The following is a 24,320-nucleotide window of genomic DNA, read 5'->3' as shown; positions in this document are numbered from 1 at the left end:
AGGCTGGGCGGCTGATTCGCCCTTTCCATGGCCCTCACCGAACTGCGCATCGCCTCACGACGCAGCCAGCTGGCCATGGTGCAAACCAACTGGGTGAAAGCGGAACTGGAGAAGGCCCATCCCGGCCTGAAGATCACGGTGGAAGCCATGGCCACCCAGGGCGACAAGATCCTGGACGTCGCCCTGGCCAAAATCGGCGACAAAGGCCTGTTCACCAAGGAACTGGAAGCCCAGATGCTGGTGGACCGTGCGGACATCGCCGTCCATTCCCTGAAAGACCTGCCCACCAACCTTCCTGAGGGGCTGATGCTCGGCTGCATCACCGAACGGGAAGACCCGGCCGATGCCCTGGTGGTGAACACCAAGAACCAGGCGTACAAACTCGACACCCTGCCCGAAGGCTCTGTGGTGGGCACGAGTTCCCTGCGCCGCCTGGCTCAACTGCGTCACCACTACCCCCACCTGATCTTCAAGGACGTTCGGGGGAACGTGATCACCCGCCTGGAAAAATTGGACAGCGGCGATTACGACTGTCTGATCCTGGCTGCGGCAGGCCTGGGCCGGCTTGGCTTCGGCGATCGGATCCACCAGCTGATCCCCGGCGACATCTCTCTGCATGCCGTTGGTCAGGGCGCCCTCGGGATTGAATGCGTGGAGGGCAAGCCCGAAGTGCTTGAGGCGATCAAAGTGCTGGAGCACACCCCCACCTCCCAGCGCTGCCTGGCCGAACGTGCTTTCCTGCGGGAACTGGAAGGTGGCTGCCAGGTGCCCATCGGCGTGAACACCCGCTTCGAAGGTGATCAACTCATCCTCACCGGGATGGTGGCCAGCCTTGATGGAAAACGTCTGATCCGCGACCAGGCAAGTGGCGCAGCAAGCGACGCTGAAGCCATCGGCATCTCTCTGGCCAACACCCTCAAAGGTCAGGGTGCTGGCGAGATCCTCAAAGAGATCTTCGACACCGTCCGCCCAGAAGCCTGATCAACTGCGAACTTCCAGACGCGTTCCCACGTCCACAGCATCAAACAGCTGACGGATGTGGCTGTTGAGCATGCGCACGCAGCCCAGGCTGACGGCAGCGCGAATCTGAACCCAGTGCGGCCACGCCGTTCCATGGATCCCAAACTCGCCGCGGCCATTGCGGTGAAAAACCATGTAGCGATCCCCAATCGGCCTGCTGGGTCCGCGCAGCTCCCCCCGCTGACCCGACTTATGGGTCACATAGATCGGATTGACCTTCTTGTTGAGGATGGCGAATTCCCCTTTTGGGGTGGGGGTTTTGGGATCTCCGATCGCCACAGGTCAGGCCCCAAGCTGCTGCTCGCCCCGCATGAGGGTGATCTGTCGCTTGCTGAGGTCAAGCACGATGCGCGACGCATGAGCAGGTTTACGCAAGGCCAGCTCAAAAGGTTCAGCAGCAAGGCATGGAGCAACAGACCCCGCCAACAGGCCAGCCAACAGCGTCGGCATCAACGACCACTTTATGAGATGCACAAGACCCACTGGTCTCAACGTGTTCATTGCTGCGAGAAAAAACAGCAGCAGCCTTGGAACTGAACTCTTCAGAATCTCTTTGGTCTCATGGTCGAGACCAAAGACCCGACTTCGTCCTCCTTCAGCTCTGTTGTCTCACGAGAGGTGTCCATCCCAATCGAAGGATCTTCGATGCTGCTGAGCCGGACGCTGAGCCATGAAAAAGGCGGGGGAGTGTCCCCCGCCTGATCAGCAGTCGATCGCCGACGCGTTCAGTCGACCAACTTGGGATCAATCTCAGCCATGTAGCGAGCCTCGCAGCTCTTGATGATCTCAACGGCCTTTTCAGTGCCGAAGAAACCGTTCACCGAGCAGGTGCCAGGCTTCTTCAGATCCTTGTAGTGCTCCCAGTAGTAGGTGGTCTCTTTCTTCCAGTGCTCACCGAGATCTTCCCAGCTCTTGATGTGATCCATGCGCTTGTCGTCGGCAAGCACAGCGATCACCTTGTCGTCGACTTCACCACCGTCGTCGAAGGTCATCACGCCGATGATGCGGGCTTCCACAATCGAACCAGGAATCAGGGGCTCGGTGACACCAACGATTTCGATGTCGAGGGGATCGCCATCTTCATCCCAGGTGCGGGGAATGCATCCGTAAGCGAACGGGTAAGCCAGCGAGGAGTAACCAACGCGGTCCAGCTTGAGATGGCCGGTTTCGGTGATCAGCTCGTACTTGTTGATCGTGTTGGAGTTGAGCTCCACGATCGTGTTGAGACGAAGTTCGGCTTCATCAGCGAAGGCCGGCAGCACGTGCAGCAGGTTGGGCATGCTGCGGCTGGGTGCCTGATCGAGGTTGGCCATAAACGGCGATGGACAGCGCGGCGCATCCTACGGGCCGCCTCAGCCCGTCGAGTTGCACGCGGCTAGGGGGCCGGTTGAAGCCGATCAAGCTTGTTCTCCAGATAGTCAAGGAAGGCATCGGTGCTCAGGGGCCGACCGGTGACCCTTTCCACCAGTTGATCGGCATTCACACTGCGTCCGAGCGGGTGAACGTGCTCACGCAGCCAAGCCAGCAAGGGCGTGACATCGCCGCGCTCCACATGCTCCTCCGGAGACCCGATGGCCTCCGCCATCGCTTCGCTCAACTGTGCACTGATCAAGTGCCCCAACAGATACGAGGGGAAATAGCCAAACAGGCCTTCACTCCAGTGCACATCTTGAAGGCATCCCTCGGCATCGTTCATCGGCCGCACCCCCAGGAGTTCCTGATAGCGCCGGTTCCATTCGTCTGGGAGATCGTTCACCGCCAAACCCTGCTCCAGCAGAGCAATCTCGAGATCCGTGCGGATCAGGATGTGCAAGCCATAGCTGAGTTCATCAGCCTCCACCCGGTTCAAACCAGGCGCCATCGGATTCATCGCCTGCCACATGTCCTGGGTTCCGCTGAAGGGAGCCCCCACCTGCGCAAAACGCTTCCACCACTGCTCTGCGAACGGACGGCTCCGGGCAACACGGTTCTCCCAGAACAGCGACTGACTTTCATGCACCGCCATCGAGGTGGCCTGTCCCAGAGGCCAGGCGAACCATTGGTGGCTCTGGTCCGGCAACCCCTGTTCATAGAGGGAATGGCCCCATTCATGGGCCGTAGCCAGGAAGCACGACAAGGGCTGGCCTGGCACCACACGCGTGGTGATGCGGTAATCCGCCGGTCCCAACGTGATCGAGAAGGGGTGAGGCGAACGTGCCAAGCAGGTGATGGCGGGATTGCGGCCCCAGGCACCGAGCAGCTCATCACAGAGATCTTGCTGGCTGGACTCCTCGAGATCCCAGTCCGCTGATCGTGGGCGTGGCCGGGTGGATGCCTGAGCAACCAATTGCGGCAACCGTTGTCGTAACGGAGCAAACAAGGCCTCGAGACGCTCCAGACGCAGATCCGGTTCGAAGGGTTGCGCCAGGGTCTCCCAACAGGAGCGCGGCTCATCCAGCTGTTTGGCCTGCTCCTGACGCAAATCAATCAGGGTCTGAAGCGCCGGTGCGAAGAGGCTGAAATCAGAGGCCGATCGAGCCTGCTGCCACCGGTTGTAACCCTCGGCCTTGGCCTTGGCCAAGGCGGCGACGAGGGCTGGATCGAGGGACTGCTGCCGCTGCAGGTCCTGTTCCAGCAGATCCAGATTGCGGCCCTGCTCAGGGCATCGCTCAGCGGAATTCCAATGCTGACGCGCTGCGGCCAGCAGTTCCGCATAGGCCGCAGAGCTCTGACGAGCATGAAGCTGGGTCGCCAGCAGCGTGAGCTGCTCACCTCGCCAGGACGCCCCGGCAGAAGGCATGCGGGTGTTCTGGTCCCAATACAGGGTGCTCTGAATCGAGCCAAGCAGCTGCGTCTCTCTCAGATGGGCGCCCAGCTGCCCCCAAGCCGTTGCGGCAGAAGCCATCTCGCCCCCTTTTCCATCACCCTAACGACACTTGGAGTGGCATCGAAGCAGCGATGCAGGCCATGGTGAAGCGGTTCAGACGTTCTGGACCCATGCGCCGATTGATGCTGCAGCTGGCCCTGGGGATCGCCCTGCCCATGGCTCTCTGGCCGCTCAAGCTGATCTACCGACAACCACAGACCGTTCGGTAATAACCGGTCAGTTCAGCTCACAGCGGCCTTGGCACAGGGTCTCAAGGTCGGCGCGCCCGGTGATCTGAAGCCGCCGGGCGGCCCAAATCCCATAGACCCAATCGACCACGCTGCCGATCAAAGGCCAGCGGGTCGGTGCGTAAAGCCACCCCAGACCAATCAGGCGATACGCCTCACGGAAGACGGCCACATCCCGCAGCACCTCCCCGGAGCCTGTGATGGCATGAATGCGGCCCATGGCCACCCGGTAACTGATGCCGGCATGGGCCGCTGCGTCGTAATCAGAGGCATCAATGTCGACAAAAGCCAGCCGGGCCTGACGGTCACGCTGCTGCAGAAAGCGAACTTCGCGCACACACAACGGACAACCTCCGTCAAACAGCAGGGTCAGATCGGGGGCAGATGGGCTGGCCATGGACTCAGACGGTGCTGCAGCACGCAAAGTAAGGAAAGAACGCTGGAGAGCGGTGGGCGTGCAGCAGATCCTGCATCAGATGACAGTGGCAACCCCGGGACGAGGATTCACCCGACTGGACGGGCGGTTGAACACCTGGATCCGCAGCACGGGTCTGGACCAGGGCGTTCTGCATCTCACCTGCCTGCACACCAGCGCCAGCCTCACCATCAACGAGAACGCCGATCCACGGGTGCTGCAGGACCTGGATGCATGGATGGCCGATGCCGTTCCAGAACACCGCCGTTATCTCCATGACGACGAAGGAGCTGATGACATGCCGGCCCACATCCGAACCGCGCTCACCAGCCAAACCCTGAACCTGAGCGTCAGCAGGGGGCAACTGCTGCTGGGCACCTGGCAAGCCGTTTACCTCTGGGAGCACCGCAGCGCTGCTCACACCAGAACGATCGCCTGCCACTTGTTCGGTGAATCCTCCAGCCGCCCCACCCCTGGAAGCACCACGCAGAACACTTCAGCCACGCCGCAAACCCTGCTGAGCCTGCGCAATGGCGAACGAATCAATCAAGCCATTCAGGCCCGCCACAACCCCAACGCCTGGGAAACCGACGACGGCGTCGATACCGACACCGATCTGATGATTGATCGATTGCATGACCTGAGCGACTGACAACCGGCTCCAGCCACGATGGAGGGGTGATTCAGGGCTTCCATGCCAGTTGAACCTCTCGATGCCGCCCAGAAGTCGGCACTCAGCACAACCCTGCCCAATTGGGTTGTGAACGGAGACAGGCTGCACCGCGATCTGCAGTTCAACAGCTTCGTGGAGGCCTTCGGATTCATGGCACAGGTGGCCTTGCTGGCCGAATCCAAAAATCACCATCCGAACTGGAGCAACGTCTACAACCGCGTTTCAATCGACCTGACCACCCATGATCTCGGCGGCCTCAGCAGCCTGGATGTGGAGCTGGCCAGCGCCATTGACGCTCTGCTGCCAGCATGAGTAGAGAGGGTCCTTGCGCATGACCACCGCACCAGCCAGTCCCGGCGTCCCGGTCACCATCCTCAGCGGCTTCCTCGGAGCGGGAAAAACCACGCTGCTGAATCACATCCTGAGCAATCAGCAGGGGGTGAAGACCGCGGTGCTGGTGAACGAGTTCGGTGAAATCGGTATCGACAACGATCTGATCGTCACCACCGATGAAGACATGGTGGAGCTGAGCAACGGTTGCATCTGCTGCTCGATCAACGACGAGCTGATGGAGGCGGTGGAACGGGTGATTGAACGGCCCGAGCCACTCGATTACATCGTCGTGGAAACCACCGGTCTGGCCGATCCCCTGCCGGTGGCCATGACCTTCATTGGCAGTGAGCTGCGGGACCAAACCCGCCTGGATTCGATCATCACCTTGATCGATGCAGAAAACTTCGACGACGTCGTTCTGGACACGGAAGTTGGCCGGGCCCAGGTGATTTATGGCGACATCCTGCTGCTGAACAAGTGCGACCTCGTCTCAGAGGAGCGGCTTGAGAGCGTCGAACAGCAACTCAGAGCCGTCAAGAACGATGCGCGGATCCTGCGGTCGGTGAAAGGGGAGGTGCCTCTTGCCCTGTTGCTCAGCGTTGGACTGTTCGAATCCGACAAGGTGAGTTCTCCCGCCGACGATCCGAGCCTGGATCACAGCGACTGCGACCACGACCATGGCCACTGCAGCCATGACCATGAGCATGACCACAGCCATGGGCACGATCACAGGCATGGGCATGACCACGGTCACGGCCACAGCCATGGGGACGGTCATGACCACGGACATCATCACCACAGCCATGAGCAGGGTGACCACCAGGACATCGAGGGCTTCACCTCCCTGTCGTTCCAGAGTGATGGGCCCTTTGCATTGCGCAAGTTCCAAAACTTCCTCGACAACCAGATGCCCCAGGAGGTGTTCCGGGCCAAAGGAGTCTTGTGGTTCAACGAAAGCGAACGCCGCCATGTGTTCCATCTGGCAGGCAAACGCTTTTCCATCGACGACACCGACTGGACCGGTGATCGCAAAAATCAATTGGTGCTGATCGGCCGCAACATCGACCACAACAAACTGCGGAAGCAACTCAAGGCCTGTGTGGCACCGGATGCAGGAAAAGGTTTCAGCTGATTCAGCAGAACCCAGGAATGGTGCTTATTGTGCGTGCCATGGGAGAAACCTCAATGGTCGAACCACTGCTGCTTGGAACGTTTTTTGTTCTTGCCAGCCTGCTGCTGTGGCTTCTGGCTGATTCCGATGATGACAACGGCGGTGGCGGCTTACGTCAGCCGGTGCTTGTGCCCATCCCGGTGCGTCATCACCAACGCTGAAACCATCAATTCTTTTTCCCCAATCCTCCGCTGCGGCGGGGGATTTTTTATGCCAGCGCATGGCCAAGCGGAAGCAGCGTGACTCTGGCCCCATCCCTGAAGCTGAGGCGACAACGGGTGTGGGGAGGATGCTCCTGTTCAATCGGACAGTGGGCCCGCACCAGCACATCCGTGACACGGATTCGGTACTCCCATGCATCCCCCAGAAATTCACGGCCCAGGACGCTGGCCTCTCCTTCGGCATCGGCGACGACAGTGATGTCGTGCGGATCCACGAGCACACAACAGTCACCGGAGGCTTCGCGGTCCGCCTGGACCCATGGGGCCGATGCATCCAGATCTCCCAGTAGACAAGACAACTGGCCTTGGCCATGGGCCTGCACTGGAATCAAATTGCGCTGAAGCACAAAGGATCCAACAAAAGGCGTCGCCGGTGACCTCACGATCTCGGGGGGCGATGCACATTGATGCAGCACGCCGTCCCGCATGACGGCAACGCGATCGCAGATCGCCAGAGCTTCTCCAGGGTCATGGGTGACGATCACGCCGCTCGCACCGCAGGCGTCCAGTACGGAGGAGAGCTCACTGCGCAGGCGGAGCCTCACCTCCACATCCAGGCTTGAAAAAGGCTCATCAAGCAGAACCACCCTGGGCGCTGGGGCCAGAGCGCGTGCCAACGCCAGCCGCTGCCGCTGGCCACCGGAGAGCTGGTGCGGGTAGCGCTGCTCGAGCCCCTTCAGCCCCAGCAACGCGAACAACCAGGCCACGCGCTCACGGTTGGGATTCCGCCGGGGCAAACCGAAACTGGCGTTCTGCCAAGCGTTCAGGTGAGGGAAGAGGGCGTAATCCTGGAACACCATGCCAACGCCCCGACGTTCCGGTTCCATCCAGATCCCATCTCCAGCCACCATGCGCTGATCCAGCTGCACCGTGCCGCGCCGGGGGCGTTCGAAGCCGGCAATCAAGCGAAGCAGGGTGGTTTTGCCACAGCCGGAGGGACCCAGCAGGCCCAGCAGCTCCCCTGGCGCCACCTGAAGATTCACCCCCTTCAGGGTCCAGCCGTCAGAGGCGTCGCCGTAGCTGTGCCAGACCCCGTTTAAAGCAACCGTTGGCTCCATCGGGAGCAGCTGTTCCACAGATCAGATGAAGCTTGGGAACCGACCGAGCTTATGAGTGTGACAAATGATCGAAGCCGGTGTGCGGTTTGCACGCTCTCGATCAGATCCCCATCGTTCATCGCCAGACTCGTTCCATGGCAATGTCACAACACCACGTCGCGACAACGGTGTCCGGCCCATCGCTGAAGTGAAGTTGCTGCCCAACCGGAGTGTTGTTCCAAGCCCAACCCGGCTGGCCCTGATCCTGATCGCCTCCATCACTGGCCTGGTTGCGATCTGGCCGGTGTTGACGCTGGTGAGGGAGGCCCTGACGTCTTTGCACAGCGGCTTCAGCGATCTTGGCCCCGATGGCATGCGCCAGATCGTTGGCACAATCCAGCTGCTGCTCGGAACAGCAACGCTGGGCACCTTGCTTGGCACTGCGAACGGTTGGCTGCTGTGCAACTGCCGTTTTCCCGGTCGGGCATGGCTGCGCATCGCCCAGCTGATTCCCCTGGCAACGCCGGCCTATCTCCTCTCGGCGATCCTCGTTGATCTGGGCAGTCGCTACAGCTGGACCATTCACGGCATGGGGTGGGGCATTGCTGTGATGGCCCTGACGACATACCCCTATGTGTTCCTGCTGAGCACGGAAAGTTTCTCCGTCAGCGGTCAGCGTCAGCTGGAGGCATGCCGGAGCCTGGGGGTTGGTCCCTGGTCAGCCTTCCGGCGTGTGGCCTTGCCCATTGCACTGCCCGCGATCGGAGCCGGCGTCGCTCTCATGGGCATGGAAGTGGTCAATGAGCTGGGTGCCGTGCAGCTGCTCGGCATCCCGAGTCTCTCCGCGGGCATCCTGGAAACCTGGCAGTCCAACGGCGATCCCGCAGGCGCAATCAGCTTGGCCTTGATCACGCTGGTGATCGTGTTGACGTTGGTGGTGTGTGAACGCAGCCTGCGCAGGCGCAGTCGGCGCTGGAGCGATGGCGTGGCCGGCGGGGATGCAACCGCTTGGCACCTGCATGGATTCCGCGCTGGGGTGGCACAACTGCTCGCCGTGATCCCTCCGATCGTGAGCCTGGGCACCCCACTGCTGTGGGCCGCCAGCAACTTGGACCAGCTCCAAACCAGCTGGAACGACGATCTGATCAGTCTGAGCGGCCGCAGTCTTTTGCTGGCTCTGGTCGCTGCTGTTTTGGCGGTAACGGCAGCGCTGGTGCTGGCCATCGCCAAACGCTGGTCCAGCGCCCCATGGCTGAAAAGCCTCACCTTCCTGGCCGGAACGGGCTACGCCATCCCCGGCACCGTCCTGGCTCTGGCCCTTTTGCTCACGGGCGGCCCTTGGCAGGTCGCCCCCTTGCTCCTGCTGCTGTGGGGCTACAGCGATCGATTTCTGGCGGTGGCGAAAGGAGGCCTGGATGCAGCCCTGGAACGGATCAGCCCGAGCCTCGATGAGGCGGCGACGGGGATGGGATCACCTTGGCAGCGCGTGCTCCAACGGGTGCATCTGCCTCTCTTGCGCGGACCGATCACCGTCGGACTGCTGCTGGTGTTCGTGGACACGGTGAAAGAGCTTCCCCTCACCTTTGCCCTGCGGCCTTTTGACTTCGACACGCTCTCGGTGCGCGTGTTCCAGTACGCCGGCGATGAACGGCTGGCCGAAGCGATGTTGCCGGCCCTGATGATCCTCGTTCTGGGGCTGGTCGCCGCCATGGCCTTGGTGCCAACCCTGGATCATGCCTCCAGACGAGAGGGCTCGTCACCCCCGCAGCAAACGCTCTGATGCGTTGCGCTGGAGCAAGCCAGCGCGGGTGTTGAGACGGAGCGGGAGTGTTGACCAGGAGATCGGCCGTCCCGTGGACACGGCATAGGTGGTCTCCCGCAGGGTGCCCATACCCCCATCGATCTCCAACAAGGTGAAGCTCTGCTGTGCTGGCGCTTCACCACGCAACAGGCGCCGGGGGCCGCTGCCCAAGGCGCCGAGCTGGATCAGATCGAGCTGTCCACGACGGCTGGAGAACCAGGTGTGGTGATGACCACTGATGTAGGCCTGCACGCCGGCGGCATCCATCAAGGCCTGAAGTGCACCTCCCCGCTCCAACACCTCACCGGGGCGATCCTTGCCCAGACCAACCCCAGCCAGGGGGAGATGACCCACCACAAACCGAGCACGAGCTTTTTGTGCCTCGGTGCTGGCCAACTGCTGTTGTGCCCAGATCAGCTGATCCTCAGGAACACGGGCTGAGCTGGCATCCCAGACCAGCCAGAAGATCCCGTCCTGCAGCACCGAGTAGCGAAACGGGAACTGCGAGGCATCCACAAACACCAATCCCATTCGTGAACGGATCGGGGTCCAGAACCGACCCACAGCAGCACGATCCATGGGGAAACCCGGTGAACCGTCATGGTTCCCGATCGCTGGCAGCAGTGGAATGTCCGCCGCCTGAAGCCGCTGCAGAACCGACGTCTCAAAGCCCCGCCACATGGCATCCAGCTGCTGACCAGTGAGGCCTCGCATCTGACCCGCGACCATGTCGCCAGCACACACCACCAGATCCGGCTGCAGGCCAATGAGCTGATCCAGCCCTTGATCCACGGCAGGGATGTAGCGGGTGGAGCCATAGCTGCTGTTGAGATCGCTGATCAGCCCAACCCGTTGAACAGCTCCCCTTGCGGCGCTCAAGGGCAGGGCCGCTGCCGTAAGACCGGTGCCAAGCACCAACTGCAGCATCCGGCGACGACTCAGCAACACAACAGCAAGGGGTCAGCGGTGGCGTTTCAAACGTTGGCCCAGCATCCGATCGGCCACCAGGGCCCCGCTGGCAACAACATCAGCCAGGGTGGAGAGGAGTCGGTAGCTGAGAACCACCGCGAGCAACTGCGCCTCTGGTAGGGCAGCACCCAAACGCAGCAGCAGGGTGGCCTCAAACACCCCGAGCCCCCCGGGGGCACCAGGCACCACCAGCCCAACGGCGTAGGCCAGACCAAAGGCCGCAAGCCAGGTGAACGGTGCCGGACTTTGAATACCGAAGGCCTGCACGCTGCACCAGAACCCGGCAAAGCGGCAGAACACAAACAGCAGCTGAAGGCTGAGGGGCCGCCAGGGATAGCCGCCGCGGCCGCTTCCCTCACTTTCCAGTGCCCCACTGCCAAGCGACTGCAATTGCGCTGCCTTGGAACGCTCCAGTCGACGCAGAAGGGGCTCGCGCCAGCGGGACATCATCAACAGTGCTGGCCATGGAGCCAGCAGGGCAAGGCCCTGCTGCCATCCACCAGCAACCACAACAAGAACGGACGCCGCCACGATCAGGAGTGGATCAAGGATCACCCCAGCCAGGGCAGGGCCGCCACCAATCGCCAGACGCAGCACGCGGACCCGCTCCACCAAATGCCAGATCCCTCCCGGCAGGTACTTGAGAAGGTTGCTCCGGACAAACAGCGGCACCACCGCAACCCCCTGGGGAGGATGTCTCAACCAGATCAGAAGGTCGCGCCAGGCCAAACCATTGATCAGGATGCTGAGCCAGGTGAGGCCCAGCCCCAGCACCAGCCACCACCAACCGTTGGCCACCAAGCTCAGCTGGCGAAGTTGGCCCGCCTGCTGGGCCAAAGCCACAGCGATGAAGATCAGGCTGACCAGCGTGATCCAGAGCTTGGGTTGCCGGAGAACCTTGCCCATTAGGCCCAATCGTCCGTGCTGACGAACGGCGCTACTGCAACAGCAGCCCGCAGCTCATCAAAGGAACACCCAGTGCTGGCCTGAAGAGCCTCAAGGGCATCCGCCTCGGCTTTGACGGTGCAACGGCCATCGGGGCGACGCACCTGTTTGGCAGCGACGGGACCCCAGGGCGTTTCGAGCACACCCTGCCGCCTCGGCAACACCCAGCGTCCCTGGCGCCGCTCCCGCAGGCCGATGCTGCTGCCAGCACTGAGCCAGAGGCTGCGGAGCTGGTCGGCATCCCCATCCCGCACCAGCGACGTGAGCAACTGACCACTGCGGCCCTTTTTCATCAGCAACGGCTGCACCGCCACATCAATCGCTCCCGCATCACGCAAGCGATTCATCAACACCGCAATCTCCTCTGGAGTGGCGTCATCGATCCAGGCTTCCTGCACCACCAACGACTCCCAACGGGGACCTTCCTCCGCAGTAACGGCTGGGGTGTGCAGCACAAGGCGTACCAGGTTGGGGCGATCCAGTTGGCGGTGGCCGAGGCCAACACCAACCTTGTCAGCCACCAAACGTTCAGGAGCGACAAACTGATCCGCCAGAACCGACACCAGGGCGAGGCCCGTGGGCGTCACCAACTCTCCTGTGGGCAGATCTCCGCCCTGAAGCAGAGGAATGCGGTGACGTCGTGCCAGTTCAAGCACGGCGGGCACGGGCACGGGCAATAGGCCATGGGCGGTTGCCACCGTTCCGCTCCCCGCAGGCAACGGAGAACAGACGATCCTGGCTGGATTGAGGTCGTCAATCGCCGCACAGACACCCACCACATCCACGAGGGCATCGATGGCTCCAACCTCATGGAAGTGAACGGCCTCCACCGGAGTTCCATGCACGGTGGCTTCGGCTTCCGCCAGACGGGTGAACACGGCGAGCACCCGTTGCTTCAGCGATGGCGCTAGAGCAGCTGCATTGATCTGATCACGGATCCCCGACCAATGGCGGTGGGGCGGCTGATCCTCAAGACCCTCCACATCGACGCGGATGCCTCGGAGACCAGCACTGCGCGCCTCCTGCTGGGTGAGGCGATAGCGCCCCGTCAAACCGAGGGCCGCCAGAGGCGACTCCACCACGGCCTGGTCCACACCCAGATCCAACAGTGCGGCCAGGAGCATGTCCCCTGCCAACCCTGTTGGTGCATCAATCCAAAGCGCGCTCATCGCCCTAGACGCGGAGCCGCCTCCAACAGAACAACGGCCTGCTGATCAAGCACCTCCCGCTGCTGACGCAACTGCTGCTCAATCTCCCTCCGGGCGCGGCGCTGCTCCCGCTGGGCGGTGGCCACGTCATGGCCCGACAGTCCCCAAAGCCGTCCCAGCAAAGCGCGGTCATCGGCCCCACCACGGGCCTTGCCGAAAACCACAGTCTCAGCAGCGATGCCGGCCTGAAGCACCCGACTCCAACGGCGTAGATCCTCAAGCGGCATGCGGACGCTGTCCGGCACGGCGAACTCCGTGGCGCCGCTGCTGCGCAGTCCTGCACGCACACAGGCCAGGGTTCCCACCAGCACCTGCTGAACCGGAAGTTGCTCCGCTTCCGCGATCAGAACATGGCCCGCCTCATGCACCGCAATCCGACGCAGACGCTCCTGCCCACCGGGCAAAGCTTCGGCAAGGATGTGTCCGCCCATGCCTTCCCAGGTGGCGGCATCAACGCTGAGGGTGACCAGGGCACCCCCAACCGCCACAACGATCCAGGCAGCAGACAGACCCAGGGCAGGACCAAAAGCGCCGAGGGCAGTGATGCCGGCAACGGCAATGCCGGCCCGAAGTGCCCCCGTGGAGCCCTGCCCCCCCTCGGCCATCAGCTGCGAGCGCGGGAGGTGGCACGACCACGACCTCCCTTGGATTTGCCGCCACGCGTCGGCATCGGAGCAATCACGTCGTGATTTTCGAGGTGCAGTTCCTGGCCCTGGCGGCGCAGGTCAAGGCTGACGAAGTGACGCAGGTTTTCGAGGGGGAGCTCTCCCTTGATCTGGAGCTTGAAGGGAAGTGGACGGTGGCCGTCGGCACGGGCCTGCTGCCGCACCTTCACCACCATTTCGCCGGTTTCCGGCTTGGTGAAGATCAACTCGCCTCGAACTGAAAAGAAGTCGTCCCCTTCCGGCAGGGTGTCGGAGGCATCGGCTTGGTCTGGAGCCAGGGTGCTGGGTTCCCAGACCCCAGCTATCTGCAGATGCAGATGATCACTTTCACGGCTTCTGGGATACACGACCCAAAGGTGGGGTTGATCCAGGGGCAGATGCCGCCGCATCAGGGTGAGCACACGACCGAGCACGACGGTTTCCAGGGGGACCCCCTGGGCATCGGTCAAGGTGCCACGGGTGAGTTGCTCGGGGTCGGTTGGGGCGTAAGTGCCGCGCACAAGACCGATGGCCCGGTACTGCAACGGCTCTGTGACCGGGGGAATCGGATGGGCGCGCATTGATGCTGAACCGGGCGGAGTCAAAAGCCCTTGTAAAGACTGTAGCCAGCCCACTGCAATCTCCTCAGACTGAAGTGGCTGATTCGAGATCGGATGCCCAGCCCGCGCCGGATTCTGTTGCTGCTGGCGTCCATGGTGGGGGCTGCACTGGTCGGTTAGGTCGCCGCGGCCTCCATGGCCCCGGAAACGCGAGCACGCAGCACTCGCCAGGCTGAAGATCTGCAGGTTGAGCGGCTGATGCAACAGCTCCAGAACCAGGAGGAAGTCAGTGAAGCCAAACGAGGCCTGCTGTTGGAACGCTTGTTGACACTGGAGCGCCTGCAAGAGGCCGAAGTGGTGCTGCAACCGTGGCTGTCTGGCCGCTCGACGCCGCGCGAACTAACCATGTTCAAAGCCGATCTGCAACGTCGCAATGGCCAGCCCGAGGCCGCCCGACGCAGCCTCCAACATCTGCTGCGGCTGCATCCGAATGTTCTGCAGGTTCTGCAGCTGCTGGTGCTCCTGGACCAAGAGCAGGGACGTCAGCGTCAGGTGACAGCAGAGCTCACGGCCCGGTTCAAGGGCCTGGAACCTGGCCAGCGTTTGGAGATCGGTTTGCTTTTGGCTGATCTGCTGCGACAAAGCGGATCCGACCAGACCGCGATGAGGTTGTACGGCCAACTGGCCACGGAGAACAAGACAGATGCAAGGCCCCTGCTGGCCTTGGCCCTAGTGCGGCAAGAGCAAGGCAATTCAGAGGCGGGTCAAACCCTGCTCAAGCAGGCCCGAGAAGGCGGGATGCCAATGGGAGGCTCCATCCCTTGATCGATGTTGTGGCAGCACAGCTGGGATTGAGCGCAGCCCGCAGCACCGGATCAGAACCCTCCAGCGCTACGGCGTCGCTGGAGGGTTCTGATAGGCCTTAAGGGCCGCATCAATGGCGTCGGATGGTGGCGTGGCGTCGTCCATGGCGGTCGCCCGTCGGATCTGGTTCAACAAATCCATGGGGTTGGCGGCATCAAGAATTGAGCCGCTGCCATTGGTGTCGCCGTAGATCTCGCGTTCCTCGCGGTTCTGAAAGGGAGCTTCAACCTGGGCCCCTGCACCCATCGGAATCGTTGTCACCACCAGGGAAGACAACACAGCCTGAGCGACAGCCGCAAGACGGCGAGACATCAGCGGAATCCGGAGTTGGCTGATGCTAAGGGTCTTTGACGCCACTGGATCAGCCGTGCAGATCGCCACCTGGAACGTGAACTCGGTCCGCACACGATTGGATCAGGTGCTCAGCTGGCTGGAGAGCGAGCAACCGGATCTGCTCTGTCTCCAGGAAACCAAGGTGGATGACCCCCTGTTCCCGCTGGAAGCCTTCAAATCTGCTGGTTGGCACGTGCACATCCATGGCCAGAAGGCCTACAACGGCGTCGCCCTGATCAGCCGCGAGCCCTTGGAGGATGTGCGTTGCGGCTTTGTCGGGGAGCTCCCGGATGATGCGGAAGCGAACGAGCTCGGCGCGCAGAAGCGCGTGATCAGCGCACTGCTGAATGGCGTTCGCGTGCTCAACCTTTATGTCCCGAATGGATCAAGCCTGAAGTCGGAGAAATACCCCTACAAATTGGCCTGGCTCGGCTGCCTGAAGCGTTATCTCGATGCTCAGGAGCAACGCGGCGAACCGCTCTGCATGGTCGGCGACTTCAACATCGGCCTCGAAGCACGCGATCTTCCTGACCCCGACCGCCAGACCGGCGGAATCATGGCGAGCGATGCCGAACGCCAGGCCCTTCGTGACGCCCTCGGTAAACGGCTTCAGGACGTGTTCCGCGTGTTCGAACCGGATTCCGGTCACTGGAGCTGGTGGGATTACCGGAGCGGTGCCTGGGATCGGGACCGCGGTTGGCGCATCGACCACATCTACCTATGTGACGAGCTGCTGGGACTCGCCTGCAGCTGCGTCATCCACAAAGGCATGCGCGGCAACCAACAACCCAGCGACCACGCCCCTGTCAGCGTTGACTTGGACTGGCCTCCAACCGACGACGACGGGGATGAACCGTTCTTCTGACCCTGTTCAGTAGACCTCGACGCCGGCGGGGAGCGTCACCATCCGTTTGGCCGATTCACCGCAGGTGCGCGGCGTGGGCAGCACCTTGCCGGGATTCGCACGGTTGTCTGGATCAAAGGCAGACCGCAACAGCCGCATCGTTTCCAGGTCGTCCGAGCTGAACATCCAGTCGAGATAGCAGCGCTTGTCGGCGCCGACGCCGTGCTCTCCGCTGATGCTGCCACCGGCATCAAGACACACCCGCAGGATGGCGGCACCGAGCTCCTTCACGCTCCGCTCCACATTGGGCTGGTCCAGTGAATACAGGATCAGTGGATGAAGGTTGCCATCGCCGGCATGGAAAACATTGGCCACCGGTAGGCCGTGCTCCTGGCTGAGCCGTTCAATCGCCGCAAGCACTGACGGAAGGCTGCTGCGGGGAACGACACCATCTTGCACGTAATAGGTCGGCGTGATTTTTCCCACCGCTGAAAACGCAGATTTGCGGCCTTTCCAGAGCACCGCGCATTCCGTGGGGTCTTGGGCCCGACGCAGCCCACGGGCTCCTGCCGCGCGACAAAGCGCCTCAGCCCGCTCAGAAGAGGCCTGAACCTCAGCCTCCTGCCCATCAAGCTCAATCAGCAGAACGGCCGCTGCATCACGGGGGTACTCGTCGTAGCCGAAGAAATCATTGACGGCGTTGATGGTGACGTTGTCCATGATTTCCATCCCCGCCGGCAGAAGGCCGCTCGCGGTGACCGATCTCACCGCTTCCCCTGCCGCTTCCATCGTGGCGAAATCCGCCAAGAGCACGTTTACGCACTCGGGAGCCCGAAGCAGGCGAAGGGTGATGGCCGTCGCGATGCCCAGCGTTCCTTCGCTGCCGATGAACGCACCACGTAGGTCCAATTCGGAGGATTCGGCCAGCCCGTTGCCCAACTGCGTGATGGTTCCGTCGGGCAGGACCACCTCAAGCCCCAGAACGTGATTGCTGGTCACGCCGTATTTGAGGCAGTGCACCCCGCCCGAATTTTCCGCCACATTGCCGCCGATGCTGCAAACCACCTGGCTGGAGGGATCCGGGGCGTAATAGAACCCGTCTCCTGCAACGGCGCGCGTCACCCAGCTGTTGATGACCCCGGGCTGCACCGTGACGCGCTGATTGGCCAGATCAAGGTCGAGCACTCGACGCATGCGACTGGTCACCACCAGAAGCGCCTGCTGATCCACCAACGCTCCCCCCGAGAGGCCGGTGCCGCTTCCGCGAGCCACAAACGGCACACCGTGTTGATGGCAGCACTGCAACACCGCAGCGACCTGTTCGGTGGTCTCCGGCAGCACCGCCAGAGGCGGACAGTGGCGCTCAAGCGTCAGTCCGTCACAGTCGTAACTGAGCAGTTCCTGACGCTTCGCCACGATGGCCCGAGGGGGCAGACATCGGCGCAGATCCCTCTCCAGCACTGACCAGTCGTGGGCCACATCGATCTCGATCTGATCAAAGACTACGCATCAAAATGCGTGCGAAGTGGGCAATTAAGAAACACAGCAAACGGAACCGGTCGTTCCTGAGTCAGGATGTTGCACGGTTTGCATCAGCCCTTTGGCGTCGGTTCCAGTGACAGCTCCCGCGTTGAACACCAGCCACTCCCAGGCCATTTTCGGCGCAGCACAGGCCCTGATGCCCGGAGGTGTCAGCTCCCCTGTGCGGGCGTTCAAGTCGGTTGGCGGTCAGCCGATCGTGTTCGATCGGGTGAAGGGTCCTTATGCCTGGGACGTGGATGGCAATAAGTACATCGACTACATCGGCAGCTGGGGACCGGCCATCTGCGGCCACGCCCACCCCGAGGTGATCGCAGCACTGCAGGAAGCGATCGAGAAGGGCACCAGCTTCGGAGCACCTTGTGCCCTGGAAAACACCCTGGCCGAAATGGTGATCAACGCTGTACCCAGCGTTGAGATGGTGCGCTTCGTCAACAGCGGCACCGAGGCCTGCATGGCTGTGTTGCGCCTGATCCGTGCCTATACCGGCCGCGACAAGGTGATCAAGTTCGAGGGCTGCTACCACGGCCATGCGGACATGTTCCTGGTGAAAGCCGGTTCCGGTGTGGCCACACTCGGGCTGCCCGACTCCCCCGGTGTCCCGCGCAGCACCACGGCCAACACCCTCACGGCGCCTTACAACGACCTCGAAGCCGTTAAGGCCCTGTTCGCAGAGAACCCCGACGCCATCGCGGGCGTGATCCTTGAGCCGATCGTCGGCAACGCCGGTTTCATCCAACCCGAACCCGGCTTCCTTGAAGGTTTGCGGGAACTCACCAAAGAGCACGGCGCTCTGCTGGTGTTCGACGAGGTGATGACCGGCTTCCGAATCAGCTACGGCGGTGCCCAGGCACATTTCGGCGTCACCCCAGATCTCACTACCATGGGCAAGGTGATCGGTGGCGGCCTTCCTGTGGGCGCCTACGGCGGCCGTGCCGACATCATGGGAATGGTGGCCCCGGCTGGACCCATGTATCAGGCCGGAACCCTCAGTGGAAACCCCCTGGCGATGACCGCCGGCATCAAGACCCTGGAACTGCTCAAGCAGCCCGGCACTTACGAGAAGCTGACAGCCACAACCCAGAAGCTTGTGGCGGGCATCAAGGACGCCGCCCAATCCGCTGGCATGCCGATCACAGCGGCCAGCGTCAGCGCCATGTTCGGCTTCTTCCTCTGCGAAGGCCCCGTGCGCAACTTCGAAGAAGCCAAGAGCACGGATTCGGAACGCTTCGGCAAACTGCATCGTGCCATGCTCGAGCGGGGCATTTACCTCGCACCGTCAGCCTTCGAAGCAGGTTTCACGTCCCTGGCTCACTCCGACGCCGACATCGAAGCGACGATTAACGCCTTCCGCGAAAGCTTCGCGGCTGTGGCCTGATCATTCCGTGCTGGCCTCAGCACCACCTCCACTGGTCTGCACCATTCAGACCGTGGAGCTACGGTGGTCTGGCCGCCCGATTGCAGGCATCCGACAGCTCAAGCAGCAGGAGTTTCGGGTTGAACAGGGTGAGAACCCTGCGATTGAACAGCGGACAGTGATCGACAGCAGACTCACCCCCCTGGTGGAGCGCTTCAGCAGTTCCGGTGTTGAACAGATCGCGGGCTCTCGCAGGACCTATCACTGGTCCTATGAAGCCTCGTTAGGAGCACTCACATTCAATGACTCCGGCGCCTCCAGCGGTCTTGCCCAGGAGAGTCGTGTCGCTGTGAGCGGAGATCTGGTCATTGATGATCAAAAGGGATTCGAACTCAGCCAGCAATCCCGACTGACCCAATCAGCTGGGACGAAAACCCTGAGCAGCCTTTTTGAAACGGCCCATGGCTCCTGCCGAGAACAACGCTGAGTTTCTACTGGCGCGAGCGCGCCGGGCCGCCAGCCGTGCCCATTGCCCCTACTCGAACTTCCACGTGGGGGCCGCAGTGCGGTGTGATGACGGCAGTGTGATCGACGGCTGCAATGTGGAAAATGCCAGTTATGGCCTGAGCGTCTGCGCAGAGCGGGTCGCCCTTTTCACGGCGATCAGCCAAGGCAAACAACCGATTGAACTAGCCGTGAGCTGCATCGATGCCCAGAGAGATGCAGCCACTGAATCCCGGATGCCATGCGGCGCCTGCCGTCAGGTGATGCAGGAACTGCTGCCAAGCAAGGCCAAGGTGAGCATCGATGGTGTGGGCACAAGGCAACTCGAACAACTCCTTCCTGCTCCCTTTGAGCTGAGGCAAGCAAACATCAACTGATCAACACCATCACAGCCCTGAAGCGCTCCTCCAAGAGCGAGCAGCATCAACAGACCACGATTCACCCGAACATCAGGATCGCGCCCAACAGGCCAAGGCTTTGTCGGGATTATTGATGTCAGACACATCGATGTAGACGTACTTCTGCCACTCCCGCTCAGGGAGACCAGCAAAAACCATCAGGTTGAGCGGATACTGCTCGGAATCGGTGCACCTGCGGAAATCATCCCGAAACAGGAAGGTGGGTTTACCCAGGGCAATGGCGGCACCAAGTTCCACCATGACCCCCTCATCGGGAGGCGTTCCATTCACGATGGCGAACAGCGCATCGGCATCACGCACATCCTGCAGATCCCGCTGCGCGACGCGATAGGCCCATCCCGGTTCCGCCAGATTCACCTGACCATTGCGAGCAAAGGGCTCCCAGACCTCCAATCCCAGGGCTTCCAATTCCCCGATGAACTCCGGCAACAACAGCCGCTTCCATTGCTCCGAGAAGCCATAAGGGGACGCCAGATAAATCGTGCGCGCGCTGTTGTTCATCACAGGCCCCGGGAGGCGCGGTACGCCTGCTCATCGGCACGGGCCTGTTCAAGGTTCTCCCAAGGAAACACCAGCCATTCCGACGACGCGGCAACCTCGGCTGCCACCCACCAATCAGGACGCACCTTGCTGACCCAAACAGCAAAGGATGCCTGCGGCACCTCACCTTTCAACGCCTGCAAGGTGCGTCCAGTTTCATAGACATCATCCACAATCAGGGCTGATGGCTCAGGTGCTGAGAGCAAGGGACGATCGATGGCATGGCTGAGCGCTACTGCAAGACACAGGCCCCCACGGGGGACCCCATAAACGCCGGTCACTGCAGAACCGGCAAAGCGTGAAGCCAACTGCTGCACCGCCTGATCGAATTGGGCCCAGCTCAGTACCTGCATAGCCGGAGAATGACACATCCACGCTGTGATGCCCCTTGAGCCGAGACATCCCGCCCCAGGAACAAAATCGCAAATGGTTTCGCAGCCATCTGCTCAGCCGGGAACTGGAATTACAGGAGCTCTATGACCTGCCGCAGGGAGAGCTGGATCTCGTGATGGCCGAGACCGCTGAAATCCGTTCGGACCCTGAAAACCGATCCCGCAGCCATGGGCGCTGGTGCACCGCCGGCTATGTGCTGGAACTGGCAAAGATCATCGATGCCCGACGGGCCCGGGACCAGAGCGCTTAAACGTCGCCCCTCAGCGAAAAAAGTCCCAACCATGAGCAACGAGGCTGAAATTCTTACCGGAGAATTTCAAAACTCGTTGTTGATCACCGACCAGTCTTTCTTTTAATCAGCGATAGTTCTCAAACTGCAGAGGAACATCAAGATCATCTTCCTTACTCTTGACTAGCTGAATCGCGGCTTGCAAATCATCTTTGCTCTTACCGGTGATCCGCACACTTTCACCCTGGATCGCCACCGTCACCTTTTTGAGCTCATCGCGCACCATCTTGCTCAACTTCTTCGCAATCTCCTGACTGAGGCCCTTACGCAGCTTCACCACCTGCTTCACCCGGTTGCCTCCGACGGTTTCAGGTGTTTGAAAATCGAAAATCTTGAGGGAGAGGTTGCGTTTGGTCGCTTTGGTTCGCAGCACATCCTCCACCGCCTGAAGCGTCATATCACTGGCAGTGGTGATCACCAGCTCCGTTTCCTCAAGATCGATCTCGGTGCCGGAATCCTTGAGGTCATAACGGTTGCCAACATCACGACGAACCTGATCAAGGGTGTTCACCAGCTCCTGACGATCAAAGTCAGAGACCACATCGAAGGAATAAGTGCTGGCCATGTCGCAAACCTGTCGATCCTCCATTTTAGAAACCCATCGATCTCCAGCTGGGTGTGGCCCACCTGAGCCCGTTAGGGTCCCGAGGATTGATTGGATGTCATGACTCCTGCGTTTGCCTGGGCCCTTTGCCTGATGGGAGCCGTCGTGATGGTGAGCATCGTGCTCACCGGTGCCGGACGGGCCAAAGCCGACTTCACCATGGCGGATCTTCAGGCGCCTCGGGCGATGTTTGAACGGCTGCCCGCCTTCGGGCAGCGCGCCGTGTGGGCACAGGAGAACAGCTGGGAAGCACTGACCCTGGGGGCACCGGCCATGCTGTTGTGTCTGATTAGCGGAGTCAGCAGCCCCACGGCCATCGCAGCAGCGTGGATCTGGCCAGGCATCCGATTTGTTTATCTGTTTGCCTACGTCGGCAACGTCCCACCCCTGAGGGGACTCTGCTGGGCTACGGGGGTGACTGCAGTTGGCATCTGCTACGTGGAGGGACTGCGGGCCGTGATCAGCGCCGCCGGCTGATCAGTCGAAATACAGAAGGCTCACCACCTTCCCCATGTCCTCAGCAGTTCGTGCACTCGCCAGCAGGGTTTCACTGTCGTGAAATGCGAGACAGATCAACTGATCACAGCGGTTGATGATCTCTTGATTGCACAAACTGCTGGCCATCGGCAAGGGCAGGTCGTCCTGCTCGGGCTTGTCCACAAGGTGCAACACCCGATCCAGGAGATCTCGGATTTCAGGAACCTGCCGATCGAGGCTCTGGGGCAAAAGCACAGTGAGCTTGGAGGGATCCACCTCAAGACACCCGCGAATCACTGCAGCATTCACCCCCTGAGATCCGGATGTGATCAGAGAATGGCCTTCCTGCACCAATGAGCGAGCCACCAATTCGATCAGGTGAACCGCCACAACAGGCACATGGCGGCTACCGAGAATGGCGATCCTTCGTTGGCTTTTGTCCTGCAGCAGAGCGAGTTCCTGCGCAAGCGTGTCAACCCGATCAAGAGCCGGCAGATCCAGTGACTGACCCAAGGAAAACTTGCCGCCTGATTTCATCGGAAGTTAGCAACCATCAGGCGTGCTGAACCGTCAGATTCAATGCATTGAAGAGCTGATCAAGCTTGCAATGCTCCTCCACAAGACGGAAGGCATAGGTGGCCTTCACGGCTTCATGCAGGCGCACATGGCCGAAGGCCTGCTCAATCACCCCCACCGTGGCCAAGGTGTCGTGCTCCACCTTGAGCAAGGGCACGTCCAATTCTTCGGCGCGATTGATCAATTGAGGAAGAGGTTCCCCAGCCCCGGTGAGAATCAAACATTGGGTTGAAGCCTCAAGGGCGGCCAGCTGGATGTCGGTGCGATCAGCACCCGTCACAACAGCCATGTTGCGTCGTTTGCGGAAGAACTCCATGGCGGAATTCACATTCATCGCGCCGATGCTCAGGGTTTCCACCAGCAGTTCCTGCCGTTCCTGGCAACAGATCACCCGGGCATTGAGGCGCCGCACCAACTCGCCGACCGTGACGCTGCGCAGCAAAGGAGAACGGGGCATAACGCCAAACACCTGCAAGCCCAGGCCCTGCAAGGCAGGAACCACCTGTCGCTCCAAGCTGTCGACCTCTTCTGGAGTGACGGCGTTAAGCACCACTCCAACCAGACGGTCACCCAGGGTCTGCTTGGCCGCGAGCAGCGCATCCACACTGCGGCTGTCCTGCCAGAGGTGCACCAGAACGACCTTGGCATCGAGACCTGTGGCTAGCTGCGGAAGGCTGAGGCCGTACAGCAAACCCTCCTGGAGGCTTCCCGCACATTCCAAGAGTGTGAGTCCATCGTCAGACTGAATGCACTGGAGCAGCTCCGCAAAACCTTGGCCAGCGTCCAACTCGCCTTGGTCAAGCCGCTGTGCAGCTGTTGTCGGAGATAGCAGATGCATCGAAGGGATCAAACGCTCCGGCGGCAGATTCAGCGTTTCACCAACAAATCGAACGTCGTCGTCGATGAGTGGTTGAGGCAACGGCCCCTGGTTCGGATCCCAGTCCAGGCTTGTGGCCAGGGGCTTTCCGAACCTGATCTGCTGTCCGGCACGGGCGAGCTGCTGGGCAATTCCAAGAACAAGGGCCGACTTCCCACTGAACGGCTCACACGATCCGATCAACAGTGTCGTTCCCATGGAGGTGATGCCTGACACCACTGAATCTAGGCCTGTTCAGGAGCATCTCCGCGCTCGATCAACAACCACTGCCAGAACCCATTGGGCAAATTGGGCTCCGATGGCTGCAGATGGGAACAATCCATCAACCAGACCACCAGCTGATGGGTGGTGACGGCGAAATCAAAATCTCCCTCGGGATGACCGGGAAAACGAAGCTGACAGTCCAGCCTCTCCATCGGTGCAGCGACCCCATTCCAGCGGAGTTCGTAGGGGTGTCCATCGCTTCCGACCACCGGACGCCGCCCCTGCAGTGCGCCCCGCCCCAGGATCTGCAGGGCTGCGGATAGATCCTGCTCGCGACTGACGCCACCGCAGTAGGGAGCGAACAGAACCAGTTGGGCGGCATCTGACACAGCTGGTGCTTGATTCGTGCT

The 24,320-nt window shown here is 61.3% G+C and carries 32 protein-coding genes; 13 read left to right on the top strand and 19 right to left on the bottom strand.

Going from position 1 to position 24,320, the window contains the following annotated elements:
- The first annotated feature begins 27 nt into the window (after positions 1–27).
- A complete protein-coding gene (gene hemC / locus AAXE93_RS00665) occupies positions 28–981 on the top strand; it encodes a hydroxymethylbilane synthase (protein ID WP_390127280.1) in 954 nt (317 codons plus the stop codon).
- Here hemC and AAXE93_RS00660 read toward each other — a convergent pair whose 3' ends face one another.
- From AAXE93_RS00660 to AAXE93_RS00640, 5 genes are all read right to left on the bottom strand, one after another.
- Positions 982–1,299: a L,D-transpeptidase gene (locus AAXE93_RS00660; protein ID WP_390127278.1), complete on the bottom strand. Its 318-nt coding sequence runs from the start codon at positions 1,297–1,299 to the stop codon at positions 982–984.
- 3 nt (positions 1,300–1,302) lie between these two features.
- Positions 1,303–1,521, bottom strand: a complete 219-nt coding sequence (locus tag AAXE93_RS00655; RefSeq protein ID WP_390127276.1) for a hypothetical protein — start codon at positions 1,519–1,521, stop codon at positions 1,303–1,305.
- Positions 1,522–1,745: 224 nt separating this feature from the next.
- On the bottom strand, positions 1,746–2,333 hold the full coding sequence (locus AAXE93_RS00650) for an inorganic diphosphatase (protein WP_114987983.1): 588 nt from the start codon (positions 2,331–2,333) through the stop codon (positions 1,746–1,748).
- A gap of 62 nt (positions 2,334–2,395) precedes the next feature.
- Positions 2,396–3,904, bottom strand: coding sequence for a carboxypeptidase M32 (locus tag AAXE93_RS00645; RefSeq protein ID WP_390127273.1), 1,509 nt, complete (start codon positions 3,902–3,904; stop codon positions 2,396–2,398).
- 198 nt (positions 3,905–4,102) lie between these two features.
- Positions 4,103–4,510: a thiol-disulfide oxidoreductase DCC family protein gene (locus AAXE93_RS00640; RefSeq protein ID WP_114987985.1), complete on the bottom strand. Its 408-nt coding sequence runs from the start codon at positions 4,508–4,510 to the stop codon at positions 4,103–4,105.
- A gap of 52 nt (positions 4,511–4,562) precedes the next feature.
- Between AAXE93_RS00640 and AAXE93_RS00635 the strand changes: the two genes are divergently transcribed.
- From AAXE93_RS00635 to AAXE93_RS00620, 4 genes are read left to right on the top strand one after another with little or no spacing between them, the layout of a single operon-like run.
- Positions 4,563–5,180, top strand: coding sequence for a secondary thiamine-phosphate synthase enzyme YjbQ (locus AAXE93_RS00635; RefSeq protein WP_390128617.1), 618 nt, complete (start codon positions 4,563–4,565; stop codon positions 5,178–5,180).
- A 42-nt stretch (positions 5,181–5,222) separates the two neighbouring features.
- Positions 5,223–5,513, top strand: a complete 291-nt coding sequence (locus AAXE93_RS00630) for a 4a-hydroxytetrahydrobiopterin dehydratase (protein WP_115161708.1) — start codon at positions 5,223–5,225, stop codon at positions 5,511–5,513.
- A gap of 19 nt (positions 5,514–5,532) precedes the next feature.
- Positions 5,533–6,666, top strand: coding sequence for a CobW family GTP-binding protein (locus AAXE93_RS00625; protein ID WP_390127270.1), 1,134 nt, complete (start codon positions 5,533–5,535; stop codon positions 6,664–6,666).
- A 17-nt stretch (positions 6,667–6,683) separates the two neighbouring features.
- The gene (locus AAXE93_RS00620; protein WP_390127268.1) at positions 6,684–6,866 is read left to right on the top strand and encodes a hypothetical protein; all 183 of its coding nucleotides are present in this window, start codon (positions 6,684–6,686) and stop codon (positions 6,864–6,866) included.
- A gap of 47 nt (positions 6,867–6,913) precedes the next feature.
- On the opposite strand, the gene AAXE93_RS00615 is transcribed toward AAXE93_RS00620, so the two are convergent.
- Positions 6,914–7,984: an ABC transporter ATP-binding protein gene (locus tag AAXE93_RS00615; RefSeq protein ID WP_390128615.1), complete on the bottom strand. Its 1,071-nt coding sequence runs from the start codon at positions 7,982–7,984 to the stop codon at positions 6,914–6,916.
- A 64-nt stretch (positions 7,985–8,048) separates the two neighbouring features.
- Here AAXE93_RS00615 and AAXE93_RS00610 point away from each other — a divergent pair, with 64 nt between their 5' ends.
- Positions 8,049–9,743 carry an ABC transporter permease gene (locus AAXE93_RS00610; protein ID WP_390127266.1) on the top strand — a complete coding sequence of 565 codons (1,695 nt, stop codon included), beginning with the start codon at positions 8,049–8,051 and terminating at the stop codon, positions 9,741–9,743.
- On the opposite strand, the gene AAXE93_RS00605 is transcribed toward AAXE93_RS00610, so the two are convergent.
- The 5 genes from AAXE93_RS00605 to AAXE93_RS00585 are packed head-to-tail and all read right to left on the bottom strand — an operon-like array spanning position 9,720 to position 14,111.
- Complete coding sequence (locus tag AAXE93_RS00605; RefSeq protein WP_390127264.1) at positions 9,720–10,691, bottom strand: metallophosphoesterase family protein; 972 nt, start codon at positions 10,689–10,691, stop codon at positions 9,720–9,722. The two genes, AAXE93_RS00610 and AAXE93_RS00605, sit on opposite strands and share 24 nt — an antisense overlap.
- Positions 10,692–10,724: 33 nt before the next feature.
- On the bottom strand, positions 10,725–11,639 hold the full coding sequence (locus tag AAXE93_RS00600; RefSeq protein WP_390127262.1) for a lysylphosphatidylglycerol synthase domain-containing protein: 915 nt from the start codon (positions 11,637–11,639) through the stop codon (positions 10,725–10,727).
- Positions 11,639–12,847 (bottom strand): nickel pincer cofactor biosynthesis protein LarC, encoded by a 1,209-nt coding sequence (gene larC, locus AAXE93_RS00595; RefSeq protein ID WP_186541949.1) that lies wholly within the window; start codon positions 12,845–12,847, stop codon positions 11,639–11,641. The genes AAXE93_RS00600 and larC overlap by 1 nt, the downstream gene beginning before the upstream one ends.
- Positions 12,844–13,491, bottom strand: a complete 648-nt coding sequence (locus tag AAXE93_RS00590) for a hypothetical protein (RefSeq protein WP_115132139.1) — start codon at positions 13,489–13,491, stop codon at positions 12,844–12,846. The genes larC and AAXE93_RS00590 overlap by 4 nt, the downstream gene beginning before the upstream one ends.
- Positions 13,491–14,111, bottom strand: coding sequence for a hypothetical protein (locus tag AAXE93_RS00585; RefSeq protein WP_115081712.1), 621 nt, complete (start codon positions 14,109–14,111; stop codon positions 13,491–13,493). Before AAXE93_RS00585 ends, AAXE93_RS00590 begins: the two co-directional genes overlap by 1 nt.
- Positions 14,112–14,285: 174 nt before the next feature.
- On the opposite strand from AAXE93_RS00585, the gene AAXE93_RS00580 reads away from it, so the two are divergent.
- Entirely contained in the window at positions 14,286–14,915 is a 630-nt protein-coding gene (locus tag AAXE93_RS00580) for a hypothetical protein (RefSeq protein WP_390127259.1), read from the top strand.
- Between the two features lie 66 nt (positions 14,916–14,981).
- Here the strand turns inward: AAXE93_RS00580 and AAXE93_RS00575 are convergent, their stop codons facing one another.
- Complete coding sequence (locus tag AAXE93_RS00575) at positions 14,982–15,266, bottom strand: hypothetical protein (protein ID WP_390127257.1); 285 nt, start codon at positions 15,264–15,266, stop codon at positions 14,982–14,984.
- Between the two features lie 55 nt (positions 15,267–15,321).
- Here AAXE93_RS00575 and xth point away from each other — a divergent pair, with 55 nt between their 5' ends.
- The gene (gene xth, locus AAXE93_RS00570) at positions 15,322–16,152 is read left to right on the top strand and encodes an exodeoxyribonuclease III (RefSeq protein ID WP_390127255.1); all 831 of its coding nucleotides are present in this window, start codon (positions 15,322–15,324) and stop codon (positions 16,150–16,152) included.
- 6 nt (positions 16,153–16,158) lie between these two features.
- Here xth and AAXE93_RS00565 read toward each other — a convergent pair whose 3' ends face one another.
- Positions 16,159–17,610 carry an FAD-linked oxidase C-terminal domain-containing protein gene (locus AAXE93_RS00565; protein ID WP_390127253.1) on the bottom strand — a complete coding sequence of 484 codons (1,452 nt, stop codon included), beginning with the start codon at positions 17,608–17,610 and terminating at the stop codon, positions 16,159–16,161.
- A 136-nt stretch (positions 17,611–17,746) separates the two neighbouring features.
- On the opposite strand from AAXE93_RS00565, the gene hemL reads away from it, so the two are divergent.
- From hemL to AAXE93_RS00550, 3 genes are read left to right on the top strand one after another with little or no spacing between them, the layout of a single operon-like run.
- Positions 17,747–19,048 (top strand): glutamate-1-semialdehyde 2,1-aminomutase, encoded by a 1,302-nt coding sequence (gene hemL / locus AAXE93_RS00560; protein ID WP_390128613.1) that lies wholly within the window; start codon positions 17,747–17,749, stop codon positions 19,046–19,048.
- Positions 19,049–19,055: 7 nt separating this feature from the next.
- Positions 19,056–19,514 (top strand): hypothetical protein, encoded by a 459-nt coding sequence (locus tag AAXE93_RS00555; protein ID WP_390127251.1) that lies wholly within the window; start codon positions 19,056–19,058, stop codon positions 19,512–19,514.
- On the top strand, positions 19,489–19,908 hold the full coding sequence (locus tag AAXE93_RS00550; protein ID WP_390127249.1) for a cytidine deaminase: 420 nt from the start codon (positions 19,489–19,491) through the stop codon (positions 19,906–19,908). Before AAXE93_RS00555 ends, AAXE93_RS00550 begins: the two co-directional genes overlap by 26 nt.
- Before the next feature lie 72 nt (positions 19,909–19,980).
- Here AAXE93_RS00550 and AAXE93_RS00545 read toward each other — a convergent pair whose 3' ends face one another.
- Together AAXE93_RS00545 and AAXE93_RS00540 are read right to left on the bottom strand one after the other, a co-directional pair.
- Complete coding sequence (locus AAXE93_RS00545) at positions 19,981–20,451, bottom strand: nucleoside 2-deoxyribosyltransferase (protein ID WP_390127247.1); 471 nt, start codon at positions 20,449–20,451, stop codon at positions 19,981–19,983.
- Positions 20,451–20,843 carry a phosphoribosyltransferase gene (locus AAXE93_RS00540; RefSeq protein ID WP_390127245.1) on the bottom strand — a complete coding sequence of 131 codons (393 nt, stop codon included), beginning with the start codon at positions 20,841–20,843 and terminating at the stop codon, positions 20,451–20,453. The genes AAXE93_RS00545 and AAXE93_RS00540 overlap by 1 nt, the downstream gene beginning before the upstream one ends.
- A 35-nt stretch (positions 20,844–20,878) precedes the next feature.
- Between AAXE93_RS00540 and AAXE93_RS00535 the strand changes: the two genes are divergently transcribed.
- Positions 20,879–21,133 (top strand): hypothetical protein, encoded by a 255-nt coding sequence (locus tag AAXE93_RS00535; RefSeq protein ID WP_390127243.1) that lies wholly within the window; start codon positions 20,879–20,881, stop codon positions 21,131–21,133.
- A gap of 106 nt (positions 21,134–21,239) precedes the next feature.
- Here AAXE93_RS00535 and AAXE93_RS00530 read toward each other — a convergent pair whose 3' ends face one another.
- Positions 21,240–21,737 (bottom strand): YajQ family cyclic di-GMP-binding protein, encoded by a 498-nt coding sequence (locus tag AAXE93_RS00530; RefSeq protein WP_006850457.1) that lies wholly within the window; start codon positions 21,735–21,737, stop codon positions 21,240–21,242.
- Positions 21,738–21,836: 99 nt separating this feature from the next.
- On the opposite strand from AAXE93_RS00530, the gene AAXE93_RS00525 reads away from it, so the two are divergent.
- Complete coding sequence (locus tag AAXE93_RS00525) at positions 21,837–22,253, top strand: MAPEG family protein (RefSeq protein WP_115161484.1); 417 nt, start codon at positions 21,837–21,839, stop codon at positions 22,251–22,253.
- Here the strand turns inward: AAXE93_RS00525 and AAXE93_RS00520 are convergent, their stop codons facing one another.
- From AAXE93_RS00520 to ebsA, 3 genes are read right to left on the bottom strand one after another with little or no spacing between them, the layout of a single operon-like run.
- Positions 22,254–22,790, bottom strand: a complete 537-nt coding sequence (locus AAXE93_RS00520; RefSeq protein ID WP_006851763.1) for a hypothetical protein — start codon at positions 22,788–22,790, stop codon at positions 22,254–22,256.
- 16 nt (positions 22,791–22,806) lie between these two features.
- The gene (locus AAXE93_RS00515; RefSeq protein WP_390127239.1) at positions 22,807–23,904 is read right to left on the bottom strand and encodes a phosphotransacetylase family protein; all 1,098 of its coding nucleotides are present in this window, start codon (positions 23,902–23,904) and stop codon (positions 22,807–22,809) included.
- 26 nt (positions 23,905–23,930) lie between these two features.
- Complete coding sequence (gene ebsA / locus AAXE93_RS00510; RefSeq protein ID WP_390127237.1) at positions 23,931–24,299, bottom strand: type IV pilus biogenesis protein EbsA; 369 nt, start codon at positions 24,297–24,299, stop codon at positions 23,931–23,933.
- Positions 24,300–24,320 lie beyond the last annotated feature (21 nt).

Source organism: Synechococcus sp. HIMB2401 (assembly GCF_042883245.1).
In the GTDB taxonomy this organism is placed as follows: Bacteria; Cyanobacteriota; Cyanobacteriia; order PCC-6307; family Cyanobiaceae; genus Parasynechococcus.
The sequence above is the reverse complement of the archived record's forward strand: the minus strand, read 5'-3'. Positions and strand labels throughout refer to the sequence as shown.